Here is a 13,604-nt window from a genome sequence, read left to right on the forward strand (position 1 = left end):
CTCGGTACGCGTTGTCAGTGGGGCGTGTTCTCATGGAGGCATGATCGAAACAACGACGGAAAGCATCGACGACTTTCTGACCAGCAAGGTGACCGACCAGCTCGTGACCGACGTGGAGCGGATCGTCCGCGCCGCGGCCGCCGCCGAGATCACCCCGCGCTTCCGGCAGCTCGCCTCCCACGAGATCGAGGAGAAGAGCGCCCCGCACGATCTCGTGACCGTCGCCGACAAGCGGGCCGAGGAGTACCTCACCCGGGAGCTGCCCGGCCTGCTCCCCGGCTCCGTCGTCGTCGGCGAGGAGGCCGTCGCCGCGGACCCGGCGAGCTACGAGGCGATACGCGGCACGGCCCCCGTCTGGATCGTCGACCCGGTCGACGGCACCCGCCAGTTCGTCCACGGCGACCCCGGCTTCTGCACCCTCGTCGCCCTCGCCCTCGACGGAGTCGTGCTCGCCTCCTGGACCTGGGCGCCCGCGCTCGACGAGTTCGCGGTGGCCGTCCGCGGCCGGGGCGCACGGCTCAACGGCCGGGCGCTGCGCGCCGGTTCGCCCGAGGCCGGCCAGGATCTCCGGGTCGCCACCTCGCACCCCGACTACACCACCGACGCGCAGAAGCGGGCCCTGCTCGGCCTGCGCACCGACGGCGTCGCCCCGCGCCCCTGCGGCTCGGCCGGCCTGGAGTACCTGGCCGTCGCCCGCGGCGCCCTCGACGCCCTCGCCTTCAGCTGGGAGCTGGCCTGGGACCACGCGGCCGGACTCCTCCTGGTCGAGGAGGCGGGCGGTACCCACCTCACGCGCGACGGCGAACCGTTCCGGATCACCGGGGGCAACGCCCTGCCGTTCACCGCGGCCCGGGACACGGCCACCGCGGAGCGGATCAAGGGACTGCTGTCGAGCGGCGCCTGACCAGGCCGACCGGCGCCGCACGCCACCCGCACCCGGCGTTGTCGGCGCCCCGGCATATCCTGTCGGGGCAGTGGCCATCGGCTGACGAAGGAGTCCGAAGGTGCCGTCGATGCTCGACGCCGTCGTGGTGGGTGCGGGGCCCAACGGGCTGACCGCTGCCGTCGAACTGGCCAGGCGCGGATTCTCCGTAGCCCTGTTCGAGGCCAAGGACACCGTGGGCGGCGGCGCGCGCACCGAGGAGCTGACGCTGCCCGGCTTCCGCCACGACCCGTGCTCCGCCTCGCACCCCCTGGGCATCAACTCCCCGGCGTTCCGGGCGATGCCGCTGGAGCGGTACGGCCTGGAGTGGGTGCACGCCGCGCTGCCCATGGCGCACCCGTTCCCCGACGGGACGGCGGCCGTACTGTCCCGCTCCGTCGCCGAGACCGCCGCCTCGTTCGGGCCACGCGACGCGGGCGCGTACCGCCGCCTCGTCGAGCCGCTGCTGCCGCACTGGGACACCCTGGTCCGCGACTTCATGTCGCTGCCGCTCAGCGCGCTGCCCCGCGACCCGGTCACCCTCGCCCGCTTCGGCCTCGTCGGCCTCCAGCCGTCCACGTGGCTGACCCGCCGCTTCCGCGACGACCGGGCCGCCGCGCTCTTCGCGGGCCTGGTCGCGCACGTCATCGCCCCGCTCGGCGGCTTCGCGACCTCCGCCATCGGCCTCGTCTTCGCGCTCGCCGCCCACGCGCGCGGCTGGCCCCTCGCGCGGGGCGGCTCCCAGGCGATCTCCGACGCGCTCGCCGGGTACCTGAAGGACCTCGGCGGCTCGATCCACACCGACTACGAGGTGAAGCGGCTCGACGACCTGCCGCCCGCCCGCGCCTACATCTTCGACACCTCGCCCACCGCCCTCGCCAGGATCGCGGGCCTGGGCCGCTACTACGACCGCTTCCGCTACGGCTCCAGCGTCTTCAAGGTCGACTACGCGCTCGACGGCCCGGTGCCGTGGACCGCCGAGGAGGCCCGCACCGCCGGGACCGTCCAGGTGGGCCCGTACCGCCGCGACATCGCCAAGGCCCTGCACGCCGCCTCGCGCGAGGGCCGGGCGCCCGAGTCGCCGTTCCTCATCACCGTCCAGCCGACCGTCGTCGACCCGACGCGCGCGCCCGAGGGCAAGCACACGTTCTGGGCGTACGGGCATGTGCCCAACGGCTGGGACGGAGACCTGACCGACGCCATCGAGCGTCAACTGGAGCGGTTCGCCCCGGGGTTCAGGGACCTGGTGCTCGCCCGGGCGACAGCGGGCCCGCCGGAGCTGGCCGTGCGCAACGCCAACTATGTGGGCGGTGACATCGCCAGCGGCGCCGCCAGCGGCCTCCAGCTGCTGCTGCGGCCCAAGCTGTCGCTGTCCCCGTACACGACCCCGCACCCCGCCGTCTTCATCTGCTCGTCCGCGTCGCCGCCCGGCCCCGGAGTGCACGGCATGTCGGGGCACAACGCGGCGAAGGCCGTCTGGCGCAGGCTGCGGGCGGCATGAGTACGCCCGAGGGGCCCCGCCTCGTCCTCGTCCAGGGCGACATCACCGAACAGGACGTGGACGCCGTGGTGAACGCGGCGAACTCCTCCTTGCTCGGCGGCGGGGGAGTCGACGGCGCCATCCACCGCCGCGGCGGGCCCGAGATCCTCGCCGAGTGCCGCAAACTCCGCGCGTCCCACTACGGCAAGGGCCTACCCACCGGGCGGGCCGTCGCCACCACCGCGGGACGCCTTCCGGCGCGGTACGTCATCCACACGGTGGGCCCGCGCTGGTCGGCGACCGAGGACCGCTCCGGGCTGCTCGCGTCCTGCTACCGGGAGTCGCTGCGGGTCGCCGAGCAGCTTCAGGTGCGGAGTGTGGCGTTTCCGGCGATCTCCACGGGGATCTATGGGTGGCCGCTGGAGGACGGGGCTCGGATCGCCGTGGAGACGGTGCGGGGGGCTCCGCCGGGGGGTGTGCGGGAGGTTCGGTTCGTGGTGTTCGATGAGCGGGCCCGGGGCGTTTTCGCGGAGTGTCTGGGGTAGGCACCCGTCGTCTCTGGCTGCCGCGCCGTCGTGGCTGGTCGCGCAGTTCCCCGCGCCCCTGAGGTGCCTGGCGGCACCCAGGGCGCCTTGCGGGGCGCCTCACGTTCATGTCGGATTTCCGCCAGCCGAGCCGCTCACCATGGGCGATCCTTGAGGCATGTCCACCGAACAGGCTCAGGCCGTCGCCATGCACACCGACTTCGAGCGGTGCGTGCGGGCCGTGCAGGCCAAGGACACCCGGTTCGACGGGGTGTTCTTCACCGCCGTCAAGACCACCCGTATCTACTGCCGGCCCGGCTGTCCGGTCGTGCCGCCCAAGCCGCGGAACATGGAGTTCTACGCGAGCGCCGCCGCCTGCCAGCAGGCCGGGTTCCGGGCCTGCAAGCGGTGCAGGCCCGACACCAGCCCGGGCTCCCCGGAGTGGAACCAGCGCGCCGATCTCACCGCCCGCGCCATGCGGCTCATCGGTGACGGTGTCGTCGACCGGGACGGTGTGCCGGGGCTCGCCCGGCTGCTGGGGTACAGCGAGCGGCAGATCGAGCGGCAGTTGCTCGCCGAGCTGGGGGCGGGGCCGCTCGCCCTGGCCCGGGCCCAGCGGGCGCAGACCGCGCGGCTGCTCGTCGAGACGACCGGCCTGCCCATGGCCGACATCGCGTTCGCCGCCGGATTCGCCTCCATCCGCGCCTTCAACGACACCGTCCGCGAGGTCTACGCCCTCACCCCGAGCGAACTGCGCACCCGCGCGCCGCACAGCCGGACCAGTACCCCCGGCGCGCTCACCCTGCGACTGCCGTTCCGCAAGCCCCTCAACCCCGACAACCTCTTCGGCCACCTCGCCGCGACCGCCGTGCCGGGCGTCGAGGAGTGGCGCGACGGCTCCTACCGGCGCACCCTGCGGCTGCCGTACGGGCACGGCATCGTGAGCCTCACCCCGGGGCCCGACCACATCGGCTGCCGGCTCGTCCTCACCGACCAGCGCGACCTCACCGTCGCGATCAGCCGCTGCCGCCGGATGCTGGACCTCGACGCCGATCCGGTCGCCGTCGACGACCGGCTGCGCGCCGACCCGCTGCTCGCACCCCTCGTCGACAAGGCGCCGGGCCGCCGGGTGCCGCGTACCGTCGACGAGGCCGAGTTCGCGGTGCGCGCCGTGCTCGGACAGCAGGTCTCCACGGCCGCCGCCCGCACCCACGCCGCCCGTCTCGTCCTCGCCCACGGCGAGCCGGTCGAGGACCCGGAGGGCGGTCTCACCCACCTCTTCCCGACTCCGGGCGCTCTCGCCTCGCTCGACCCGGAGTCCCTCGCGCTGCCCCGCAGCCGACGCGCCACGCTCCTCACGCTCGTACGGCAACTCGCTGACGGAGAACTGACCTTGGGCCCCGAGTCCGACTGGGACGAGGCCCGCGCCCGGCTCACCGCGCTGCCCGGCTTCGGGCCCTGGACCGTCGAGGCCATCGCGATGCGCGCCCTCGGCGACCCGGACGCCTTCCTGCCCACCGATCTCGGAATGCGCCGCGCCGCAAAGGAGTTGGGCCTGCCGCACACCCCGGCGGCGCTCACCGCGAGGGCCGCCGCGTGGCGCCCCTGGCGGGCGTACGCGACCCAGTACCTGTGGGCCACCGACGACCACCCGATCAACTTCCTTCCCGCGTAAGGGATGTACGCCATGACCGTCCAGAAGCAGCACACCGTCATCGACAGCCCCTACGGGCCGCTCACCCTCGTCGCCGACGCCGACGGCGCCCTCTGCGGCCTCTACATGACCGACCAGCGCCACCGCCCCGCCGAGGAGACCTTCGGCGTCCGCGACGAGCGGCCCTTCGGCGCCGTCATCGACCAGCTGAACGCCTATTTCCAGGGCGAGTCGACCACCTTCGACCTGCCGCTCGCGCTCGCCGGCACCCCGTTCCAGCGGTCCGTCTGGGCGCAGCTCCAGCGGATCCCGTACGGCGAGACCCGCACCTACGGCGAACTGGCCGAGGCCCTCGGCAAGCCCAACGCCTCCCGCGCCGTCGGCCTCGCCAACGGCAAGAACCCCGTCGGCGTCATCGTCCCCTGCCACCGCGTCATCGGCGCGAACGGCGACCTGACCGGCTACGGCGGCGGCCTCGACCGCAAGCGCCGGCTGCTGGACTTCGAGCGGGGCACCGCCCTGTTCTAGGCTGCCCGGCGTGATGACGGCCGAGGACGTGACATCCCTGCTGGAACTCCTGCGGAAGGCGGGCGCCGAGGTCTGGGTCGGTGGCGGGTGGGGCATCGACGCCCTCGTCGGCGAGCAGACCCGCGACCACTACGACCTCGACCTGATGCACCGCCAGGAGCAGGAGCCCGCGGTGGTGGCGGCGCTTGCCGCGGCCGGGTTCCACGAGAGCCTGAGCTGGCGGCCCGTCCGGTTCGTCGTCACGGCGCCGGACGGGCGCGAGATCGACCTGCACCCGCTCGTCTTCGCGGACGACGGCTCGGCGGTCCAGGCGTCACTCGAACCCGGGCGCCCCTTCCGCTACCCCGCCGCGGCCTTCGTGACGGGCGCCGTCGCCGGGACCGCCGTCCCGTGCCTCTCGGCCGAGCAGCAGGTCTCCTTCCACCAGGGCTACGAGCCGAGGGACCGCGACCTGCACGACATGGCGCAGCTACGCCGCGTCTTCGGGATCGCCACGCACTTCTGACAGCAGCCGCGGCAGCGCCGTCCCGATCGGCTCCCGTACGACGTCGTCGGCCACGTCGTCGTACGGGGTCGGCTCGGCGTTCACCACGACCAGGCGGGCGCCGTGCTCGGCCGCGAGACCCGCCAGGCCCGCCGCCGGATGCACCTGGAGCGACGAGCCGACCGCGAAGAACACCTGGCACGCCTTCGTGACCGAGACCGCTTCGGCGAGCACCAGCGGGTCGAGGTTCTCGCCGAACATGACGGTCGTCGACTTCAGGATCGAGCCGCAGACCAGGCATCCCGGATCGTCCTCGCCCGCCTCGACCCGCGCGAGCGCCGCCTCCATCGGGCCGCGCTCCCCGCACCCCGTGCACAGGAACTCCCGCGCGGAGCCGTGCAGTTCGAACACCTTGCGGGCGGGCAGCCCGGCGCGCTGGTGCAGCCCGTCGACGTTCTGCGTGATGACCCGGACGGGGACACCGGCGCGGTCCAGGTCGGCGATCGCGCGGTGCGCGGCGTTCGGCTCGGCGGCGAGGGTGCCGCTGCGGCGCCGCACCTGCCAGGCGCGGCGCCGGATCTCGGGGTCGTTCATGTAGTACTCGTACGTGACGAGCTTCTCGGCGTCGGGATCCTTGCGCCACACCCCGTTCGGCCCCCGGTAGTCGGGGATCCCGGAATCGGTGCTGATTCCGGCGCCGGTCAGGATCGCGACGAGCGGTGCGGACGTGGTCATGACGCCGAGGGTAGGTCAGGCCGTCGCCTCCGCGTCGACCGGTTTCGGGATGAGCGTCGAGACGAGCAGGGCCGCCACGATGAGGATCAGACCGGCGACGACGCCCGCGCTGTAACCGCCGACCGACGTCCCGCCCGACGGGGCGACCGCGTCCATGGCCGCGTACAGGACGACGAAGCTGAGGCCCGCGCCCAGGTTGAAGCAGCCCGCGTTCAGGCCCGGCAGGAAGCCCGGGTTCTCCTTGGGGGAGAGCACGATGCCGAAGCCGTTCAGCATGATGTTGACCGTGCCCGCGTAGGTGACGCCCAGCAGGATCGACACGGTCAGCAGCAGCCCCGAGGAGTCCGTGCGCAGGGTCAGCAGGGCGATGACCGTGGCGACGGCCGTCGCGATGAGGCCGATGCGCAGGATCCGGCCGTAGCCGTACGTCGCCGCGAGGCGTCCGGAGAGGGGGCCCGTGGCGAGGCCCGCGAGGGCGTACGGGGTGAGCGTCCACCAGGTGGCTCCCTCGGCGCCGAGGCCGAGGCCGACCGAGGTGTCCTGTGCGAAGCCCGGCAGCAGCCCGTTCATGATCGCGAAGACGCCGGTCATGGTGAGCATCGTCGACAGCAGCAGCGACCAGGTCGCCCGGCGCTTGAGCAGGGCCGTGGTGACGAGGGGGTGCTTCGCGCGGGTCTCCATCCGCCAGAACGCCCAGAAGGCCAGCGCGGCCAGGACCAGCAGGCCGACGGCGAGCGGCCAGTTGGCGTTCCCCAGCTTGCCCGCCTCGTTGAACGCGATCAGCAGCGCGCCGACCGAGACGACGAGGAGCGCGACGCCCGGCCAGTCCATCGGCGGGCGCAGCTCGGCACGCGACTCGGGCGCGAAGAGCCGCACCAGCAGGGCCGCGACGAGCGCGAAACCGGTCATGACCCAGAAGATCGACGCGTAGCCGGCGTGCTCGGCCAGCGAGCCGCCCGCGAAGGAGTCGACGCCCGCGATGCCGCCGTTGACGGCCGTGACGATGCCCATGAGGGTGCCGTACTTCTTCGGGTCGGGGACCTCGACGCGCAGCATGATCAGCGCGAGCGGGATGGTCGGACCCGAGGCGCCCTGGACGACGCGGCCGACGGCGAGCATGCCGACGGATCCGGCGAGCGCCGAGACGACACAGCCGACGGCCATCAGGACCATCATCCCGGTGAGCACCTTGCGGCGGCCGATGAGGTCGCCCAGGCGCGGCAGGAACAGCGAGAACAGGGCGGCGGCCGTGAAGAAGGCCGTCTGGGTGACGCCGATCGCCGAGGCGGTGGTGTCCAGCTCGTCCGCCATCGTCGCCAGCGCCGGGCTGAGCATCGAGGCGTTCAGCTGGAAGGCGAAGCTGGCCGCGAGCAGGGCGACCATGAGCGCGCCGATCCGGACCGGGCGTCCCGCGCGGGAGCCGCCGTCCGGGGTGTGGGGGGAGGCGGCGACGTTCATGCGGTGCTCGTTCCGCTCTGCCCGGCGGGCTCCCCGATGCAGACGAGCGCGTCCACGACGAGATCCCAGAACCGGTCGTGGTCCAGCTTCACCGCGACCTGGGTGTGGCAGTCGGCGGGCGCGGGGGAGCGCAGATCGGTCACCGTCATGCCGAGGGTGAGCGCGCCGCGCAGCTCGATGTCGACGGGCGCCTTCCGTACGGTCATGACGCTCGGGTCGATGACGTACGCGACCGCGCACGGGTCGTGCACCGGCGGGTGCTCGAAGCCCTGGTTCTCCCGGTAGGCCTCGCGGAAGAAGTCGAGCAGTTCGAGGACGAACGCGGCGGGCTTCGTGCCGACCGCCCTGATCTTCTCCTCGACGGCGGGGGTCGCGAGGGCCTGGTGGGTGAGGTCGAGGCCTACCATGGTCAGCGGCCACTTCTCGTTGAAGACGATGTGCGCGGCCTCGGGGTCGATCACGATGTTGAACTCGGCGACCGGGCTCCAGTTGCCCTCGTGGTAGCCGCCGCCCATCAGCACGACCTCTCGGACCCGCTCGACGATGCGGGGCTCCTTGCGGGCGGCGAGCGCGATGTTCGTCAGGCCGGCCGTCGGGACGATGGTGATCTCGCCCGGCTCGTGGCTCATCACCGTGTCGATGATGAGGTCGACGGCGTGCCGCCGGTCGAGTGCGAAGGCGGGCGCGGGCAGCTCCGGCCCGTCGAGCCCGGTCTCGCCGTGGATCTCCGGCGCCGTCTCGATCTCCCGGACCAGGGGCCGCGGGCACCCGGCGGCGAACGGCACACCGGTGATCCCGGCGATGGCCGCGACCGACAGCGCGTTGCGGGTCACCTTCTCCAGGGTCTGATTGCCGACGACGGTCGTCACCGCCACCAGGTCGATGTCGGGATTGCCGTGCGCGAGCAGCATCGCCACCGCGTCGTCGTGTCCCGGGTCGCAGTCGAGAATGATCTTCCTGGCCAACGTCTTGAGCCCCTTTGCTCCGGTTGGGAAAAACTGTCCCCGTAAAGCTCACCCGGCGCCACACGAGTTGTCAACGCGCGTAGATGTCGCGTATCGCACCCGCTGGTTCATGGGTGTATGGGGCATAACGGGGACAGATCACCCCGTGACGGGCTCCCCGCACTCCAGTTCCGCCGTCCCGGCATCCCGGTCGAGCACCGCGAGCGCGGAGCGCACCCGGCGCCCGAGCGACCCCAGCAGATACGCGTCCAGCTCCTCGCGCGCCACGAACCGCCACGACAGCAGCTCCTCCTCCTGGAGCCGGATCGCCTCGATCTGCGCGGCGCCGAGCACGCCACCGTCGTACAGGTACGCCACCAGCGGCGGGCGCCCGGTGCCGGGCACCCAGTCCACGACGAGCAGCCGCCCGGGCGGTACGTCGAGCCCGATTTCCTCCAGCGTCTCGCGGCGCGCGCCCTGCCGCGGGCTCTCCCCGGTGTCCGACTCCACGGTGCCGCCGGGCAGCGCCCAGCCGTCCCGGTAATTGGGTTCGACCAGCAGGATCCGGTCCTCGCTGTCGCGGAACAGGACGGCGGCGCCGGCCAGGACCCGGGGGAGTCCGGCGATGTACGTGGCGTAGTCGAGGATTGTCATCGGGCCACTCTAGAACCAGGCCGCCCGCGCACCCGGCGGGACCGACGCGGCCGGTTGATCGATCGTTTCGGGCTCGGGGCGCCCCACTATGACGCGTAATAGCCGCAGTTAACCGGCGTTCTCATCGTCCCGCCGACCGGACGACCATGGGCAGCGGCCCCCTCCTGCGGTTATGGTCGCAGCGGCGCGACTGCCTTGACGCGAGCAAGGCCCGAACAGCAAGGGGAGCAAGGTGGCGGACGCTGCACAGGCCGCGCGGCACGTGTTGATCGCGGCGGACAAGTTCAAGGGCTCGCTCACCGCGGTGCAGGTCGCACAGCGGGTGGCGGCCGGTCTGCGCCGGGTGGCGCCCGAGGTGACCGTCGAGTCCGTGCCGGTCGCGGACGGCGGCGACGGCACCGTCGCGGCGGCGGTCGCGGCCGGGTTCGAGCGCCGCGAGGCGCATGTCACCGGGCCGCTCGGCGAACCCGTCACGGCCGCGTGGGCGCTGCGCGACGGCACGGCCGTGGTGGAGATGGCGGAGGCGTCCGGCCTCCAGCTGCTTCCCGAGGGCGAGTTCGCGCCGCTGACGGCCACGACGTACGGATCCGGCGAGGTCATCGCCGCCGCGCTCGACGCGGGTGCCCGCACGATCGTCTTCGGCGTCGGTGGAAGTGCCACGACGGACGGCGGCGCGGGGATGCTGGCCGCGCTCGGCGCACGGTTCCTCGACGGTTCGGGTGCGCCGGTCGGTCCGGGCGGCGGCGCCCTGGCCTCCCTCGCCTCCGCCGATCTTTCCGGCCTCGACCCGCGCCTCGCCGACGTGGACATCGTTCTCGCCAGCGACGTCGACAATCCGCTGACCGGTCCGAAGGGCGCGCCCACCGTGTACGGGCCGCAGAAGGGGGCCTCGCCGGAGGACGTCGCCGAGCTGGACGCTGCCCTGGGCCACTATGCCAAGGTGCTGTCGGAGTCGGTGGGCTCTGTCGCCCTTGAGCACGCCGAGGCTGCCGGGGCCGGGGCCGCGGGCGGTATCGGGTACGGGGCCCTGGTCGGGCTCGGCGCGCGGTTCCGTCCCGGGATCGAGGTCATGCTCGATGTCCTCGGGTTCGCGCCCGCGCTGGCGAAGGCCACGCTGGTGATCACCGGGGAGGGGTCGCTCGACGCGCAGACCCTGCACGGGAAGGCGCCGGCCGGGGTTGCCTCGGCTGCGCGGGCCGCCGGTATCGAGGTCGTCGCTGTCTGCGGACGGCTCGCTCTTCCTGCGGAGGAGTTGGGGCGGGCCGGGATCCGTCGTGCCTACCCCTTGACGGACGTCGAGCCGGATGTGGCCCGCTGCATCGCCGAGGCCGGCCCGATCCTGGAAACAGTGGCCGAGCGCATCGCGGAGGATTTCCTGCGCTGAGGCGGGGGCGCGCGGCTCTCGTTGTGGCTGGTCGCGCAGTTCCCCGCGCCCCTTTTCGGGTTGACCGTCAGCTGCGGGCCGGTGGCCGCTTCTCGCGCAGTTCCCCGCGCCCCTGGAGATGCGCACTTCGTGCGCGATCTCCATCAAGGCGCGCCACCCACCCAAGGTGGAGGCGCGCCCCCTGCCCCCGTGTGGAGGCGCGCGCAGCGCAGCCTCCGAGGGGAGGCGGCGCGAAGCGCCTGCCTCAGGGGCGCGGGGAACGGCGCGAGAAGCGGCCACCGGCCCGCGGACAAACGGCAGGGGCGAGCGCAGCTCGCTTCAGGGGCGCGGGGAACGGCGCGAGAAGCGACCACCGGCCGGCGCACGACCGACAACCCGATAAGGGGCGCGGGGAACTGCGCGACCAGCCACGACGAGAGCCGCACCCGACGACGCACCCCCCCCCTATGACGCCCCGGCCCCCGACGACAACCGGTACGCGTCCAGCGCCAGCGTCATCTCCATGAGATCCCGTGGCCGCGACAACGACCGCGCCGTCAACTGCTCAAGCCTCCGCAACCGGTTGAACACCGTATTGCGATGGCAGTACAGACGACCCGCCGCCCGCCCCGCGGAACCCTCGCAGGCCAGCCACGCGTCCAGCGTCTCCAACAGCACGGCCCGATCGCCCGGTTCCAGCGCGAGGAGTTCACCGAAGACGCCGGAGACGAGCCGCTGTGCCAGGTCCGGCTGGCTCACCACCAGCGCCGTGGGCATCCGCTGATCGAGGCGCACGACACCCGTGGTGTCCGGAGGACAGGTGCGCAGGGCGAGTTCGGCGAGCCGCCGGGCGTGCCCGAGTTCGCCGAGGCCGCGCACGACCGGACTCAGGCCCCCGGGCCCGGGACACCGCCCGTCGAGCAGCACCGTCACATCGTCGAGGGTGCGCCCCGCGCCGAGCGCCACCACGCCCACCTCGCAGTCGGCCCGCATGCGCCACACGAACCGGAAGTCGGGATCCTGCACCCGCCGGTGGAACGTCTCCCGGCTGTCCCGGCGCTCCACGCGCAGCACCACCACCGCGTACGGACCGTGCTCGGGAAGATCCAGCCCGGCCGCGGCCCGCGCCGCGAGCCCCGGCGCAGGACGGCCCTCCAGGAGCGCGTCGAGCAGCGCCTGCATCTGCTCGTCGGTGCGGCGCCGCAGCTCCAGCTCGGTGGCCCGGTACGCCTCCGAGGCCGCCGCGGCCTGCGCGTCCACGGCCGCCCACACCATCGTCGCCGACCGCATCAGGGCCTTCAGCCGCTCGGGCTCGCCCCCCGCGCTCTCCATCAGCGCGTCCCACACCAGATAGCCCGCGTTGCGGTAGGCGTGGACGAGCAGGTCAAGCGGCAGCCCCTGGCCCGCCCGGCGCCGGCCCGCCTCCTCCGCGTACGCCAGATCACGGCGCGGCACGTCCCGCGGCGCCGTGATCGTCTCGATGCCGATCCGGACGGCTTCCTCGGCCTCCCGCCACTGGACGTCGTACGGCAGCACCCGCGCATATACGTCCGAGTACGCGAACAGTTGCCGCAGGTGCTCGTCGACCAGCTCCGGAACCCGGTCGAGAAGCGTCGTGCACGCCTCCCTCAGCAGCTTCCAGTCCTGTCCGGTGCGGTGTTTGCGTCCGCCCATCGTCCCTCCCCAACAGCCCGTAAAGCGACGGCAAAGGACTCGTTCGCTGCTGCGGAGGATGCCATCCCCGGCGCTTGTCCGGCAGGCCCCTGACACGGGGTCTTGTGCGCGCGCACAACCGGGACGGGCGGGCGCTGGGCCTGCGCAGCGATTCCCCGGCAGCCCGTGGACGGGCCGCCCGCGCGGTGCTGTCGTGAGCGCCACCGGTCCCGTACCGGTCCAGGGAGGGACACACACAGTGACCGATGCGACCGATGCAGATGAAGCAGCCGGACTCGCCGTCGACGGCGTATCCGTCGGCTACGGACCCGTACGCGCCCTGCGCGACGTGACCTTGAACGTGCCGCGGGGCGCCGTCGTCGCCGTCCTCGGCGGCAACGGCGCGGGCAAGTCCACACTGCTGCGGGCGATCTCGCGCACCCTCGACTTCCACGGCGGCGCCGTGACGGCGGGCGAGGTGCGGTTCGGCGGGCGGCGAATCAGCGGGCTCACGCCCGACCGGATCGTCGCCGCCGGCGTCTGCCAAGTACCCGAGGGGCGGCAGGTGTTCGCCCGGATGACGGTCGCCGACAACCTGCGCGCCGGCGCCCTCGGCTCGACCGGCTCACGGGCCGCGAAGGCGGCGGCGCTGCGCCGCGTGCACGACCTCTTCCCGGTCCTCGCCGACCGGGCCCAGCAGCGGGCCGGACTGCTCTCCGGTGGCGAGCAGCAGATGCTCGCCGTCGGCCGCGCCCTCATGGCCGAGCCGAGACTGCTGCTCCTCGACGAGCCGTCCCTCGGCCTCGCCCCGCTGATGGCCGCCCGCATCGCCGACACCGTCCGGGAGATCAACTCACAGGGGGTGTCGGTACTGCTCGTCGAACAGAACGCCGCGTTGGCGCTGCGCTTGGCTTCTTATGCGTACGTGCTCGATGTCGGGGAGGTCGCGCTGCACGGGCCCGCCGACGAGCTGGCCGGGTCCGACGAGGTGCGGCGGCGGTATCTCGGGGTGGTTGACGAGGATGCCGTCGCCGATGCGTCCGGTGGGGTTCGGGAGGCCGCGGTGCTGCGTGCTTGGGGAGGTGCGCGGTGAGTTTCTTCGCCTGCGGATGTGGTGCCTTGTGTCGTGTGGCGGCTGCCAGTGCTTCGTGGCTGGTCGCGCCGTTCCCCGCGCCCCTTTGGGGCGCCACCGAGGGAGAGCTGCG

General features: G+C 73.1%; 13 protein-coding genes. 8 read left to right on the forward strand and 5 right to left on the reverse strand.

Annotated elements, in window-relative coordinates; genetic code table 11:
- Positions 1 to 40 precede the first annotated feature (40 nt).
- The 6 genes from ACFVDP_RS21980 (at position 41) to ACFVDP_RS22005 (ending at position 5,613) form a co-directional block, all read left to right on the forward strand.
- Positions 41 to 904: an inositol monophosphatase family protein gene (locus ACFVDP_RS21980; RefSeq protein ID WP_383491909.1), complete on the forward strand. Its 864-nt coding sequence runs from the start codon at positions 41 to 43 to the stop codon at positions 902 to 904.
- Positions 905 to 1,004: 100 nt separating this feature from the next.
- Complete coding sequence (locus ACFVDP_RS21985) at positions 1,005 to 2,423, forward strand: phytoene desaturase family protein (protein WP_383491911.1); 1,419 nt, start codon at positions 1,005 to 1,007, stop codon at positions 2,421 to 2,423.
- Positions 2,420 to 2,947, forward strand: a complete 528-nt coding sequence (locus ACFVDP_RS21990) for an O-acetyl-ADP-ribose deacetylase (protein ID WP_383491913.1) — start codon at positions 2,420 to 2,422, stop codon at positions 2,945 to 2,947. Before ACFVDP_RS21985 ends, ACFVDP_RS21990 begins: the two co-directional genes overlap by 4 nt.
- Positions 2,948 to 3,134: 187 nt before the next feature.
- Complete coding sequence (locus ACFVDP_RS21995; RefSeq protein WP_383491985.1) at positions 3,135 to 4,601, forward strand: AlkA N-terminal domain-containing protein; 1,467 nt, start codon at positions 3,135 to 3,137, stop codon at positions 4,599 to 4,601.
- A gap of 12 nt (positions 4,602 to 4,613) precedes the next feature.
- Positions 4,614 to 5,108, forward strand: a complete 495-nt coding sequence (locus ACFVDP_RS22000; RefSeq protein ID WP_383491915.1) for a methylated-DNA--[protein]-cysteine S-methyltransferase — start codon at positions 4,614 to 4,616, stop codon at positions 5,106 to 5,108.
- A 13-nt stretch (positions 5,109 to 5,121) separates the two neighbouring features.
- On the forward strand, positions 5,122 to 5,613 hold the full coding sequence (locus tag ACFVDP_RS22005) for a nucleotidyltransferase domain-containing protein (RefSeq protein WP_383491987.1): 492 nt from the start codon (positions 5,122 to 5,124) through the stop codon (positions 5,611 to 5,613).
- On the opposite strand, the gene ACFVDP_RS22010 is transcribed toward ACFVDP_RS22005, so the two are convergent.
- From ACFVDP_RS22010 to ACFVDP_RS22025, 4 genes are all read right to left on the reverse strand, one after another.
- Positions 5,578 to 6,327, reverse strand: a complete 750-nt coding sequence (locus tag ACFVDP_RS22010) for an NAD-dependent deacetylase (RefSeq protein ID WP_383491917.1) — start codon at positions 6,325 to 6,327, stop codon at positions 5,578 to 5,580. The two genes, ACFVDP_RS22005 and ACFVDP_RS22010, sit on opposite strands and share 36 nt — an antisense overlap.
- A gap of 15 nt (positions 6,328 to 6,342) precedes the next feature.
- Entirely contained in the window at positions 6,343 to 7,785 is a 1,443-nt protein-coding gene (locus tag ACFVDP_RS22015; protein WP_383491919.1) for an MFS transporter, read from the reverse strand.
- On the reverse strand, positions 7,782 to 8,750 hold the full coding sequence (locus ACFVDP_RS22020) for a nucleoside hydrolase (RefSeq protein WP_383491921.1): 969 nt from the start codon (positions 8,748 to 8,750) through the stop codon (positions 7,782 to 7,784). The genes ACFVDP_RS22015 and ACFVDP_RS22020 overlap by 4 nt, the downstream gene beginning before the upstream one ends.
- 138 nt (positions 8,751 to 8,888) lie before the next feature.
- Positions 8,889 to 9,383: an NUDIX domain-containing protein gene (locus tag ACFVDP_RS22025; RefSeq protein ID WP_383491923.1), complete on the reverse strand. Its 495-nt coding sequence runs from the start codon at positions 9,381 to 9,383 to the stop codon at positions 8,889 to 8,891.
- 232 nt (positions 9,384 to 9,615) lie between these two features.
- Between ACFVDP_RS22025 and ACFVDP_RS22030 the strand changes: the two genes are divergently transcribed.
- A complete protein-coding gene (locus tag ACFVDP_RS22030; RefSeq protein WP_383491925.1) occupies positions 9,616 to 10,767 on the forward strand; it encodes a glycerate kinase in 1,152 nt (383 codons plus the stop codon).
- A gap of 444 nt (positions 10,768 to 11,211) precedes the next feature.
- Here ACFVDP_RS22030 and ACFVDP_RS22035 read toward each other — a convergent pair whose 3' ends face one another.
- Positions 11,212 to 12,420 (reverse strand): PucR family transcriptional regulator, encoded by a 1,209-nt coding sequence (locus ACFVDP_RS22035; RefSeq protein ID WP_383491927.1) that lies wholly within the window; start codon positions 12,418 to 12,420, stop codon positions 11,212 to 11,214.
- A 238-nt stretch (positions 12,421 to 12,658) separates the two neighbouring features.
- Between ACFVDP_RS22035 and ACFVDP_RS22040 the strand changes: the two genes are divergently transcribed.
- Positions 12,659 to 13,492, forward strand: coding sequence for an ABC transporter ATP-binding protein (locus ACFVDP_RS22040; protein ID WP_383491929.1), 834 nt, complete (start codon positions 12,659 to 12,661; stop codon positions 13,490 to 13,492).
- The last annotated feature ends 112 nt before the right edge of the window (positions 13,493 to 13,604 follow it).

It is taken from the genome of Streptomyces sp. NPDC057694 (assembly GCF_042799415.1).
Classification (GTDB): Bacteria; Actinomycetota; Actinomycetes; order Streptomycetales; family Streptomycetaceae; genus Streptomyces.

Coding starts and splice junctions, on each gene's coding strand:
- ACFVDP_RS21980 (WP_383491909.1), top strand. CDS start 41: ATGATCGAAACAACGACGGAAAGCATCGACGACTTTCTGACCAGCAAG.
- ACFVDP_RS21990 (WP_383491913.1), top strand. CDS start 2,420: ATGAGTACGCCCGAGGGGCCCCGCCTCGTCCTCGTCCAGGGCGACATC.
- ACFVDP_RS21995 (WP_383491985.1), top strand. CDS start 3,135: ATGCACACCGACTTCGAGCGGTGCGTGCGGGCCGTGCAGGCCAAGGAC.
- ACFVDP_RS22000 (WP_383491915.1), top strand. CDS start 4,614: ATGACCGTCCAGAAGCAGCACACCGTCATCGACAGCCCCTACGGGCCG.
- ACFVDP_RS22005 (WP_383491987.1), top strand. CDS start 5,122: ATGACGGCCGAGGACGTGACATCCCTGCTGGAACTCCTGCGGAAGGCG.
- ACFVDP_RS22010 (WP_383491917.1), bottom strand. CDS start 6,327: ATGACCACGTCCGCACCGCTCGTCGCGATCCTGACCGGCGCCGGAATC.
- ACFVDP_RS22015 (WP_383491919.1), bottom strand. CDS start 7,785: ATGAACGTCGCCGCCTCCCCCCACACCCCGGACGGCGGCTCCCGCGCG.
- ACFVDP_RS22025 (WP_383491923.1), bottom strand. CDS start 9,383: ATGACAATCCTCGACTACGCCACGTACATCGCCGGACTCCCCCGGGTC.
- ACFVDP_RS22035 (WP_383491927.1), bottom strand. CDS start 12,420: ATGGGCGGACGCAAACACCGCACCGGACAGGACTGGAAGCTGCTGAGG.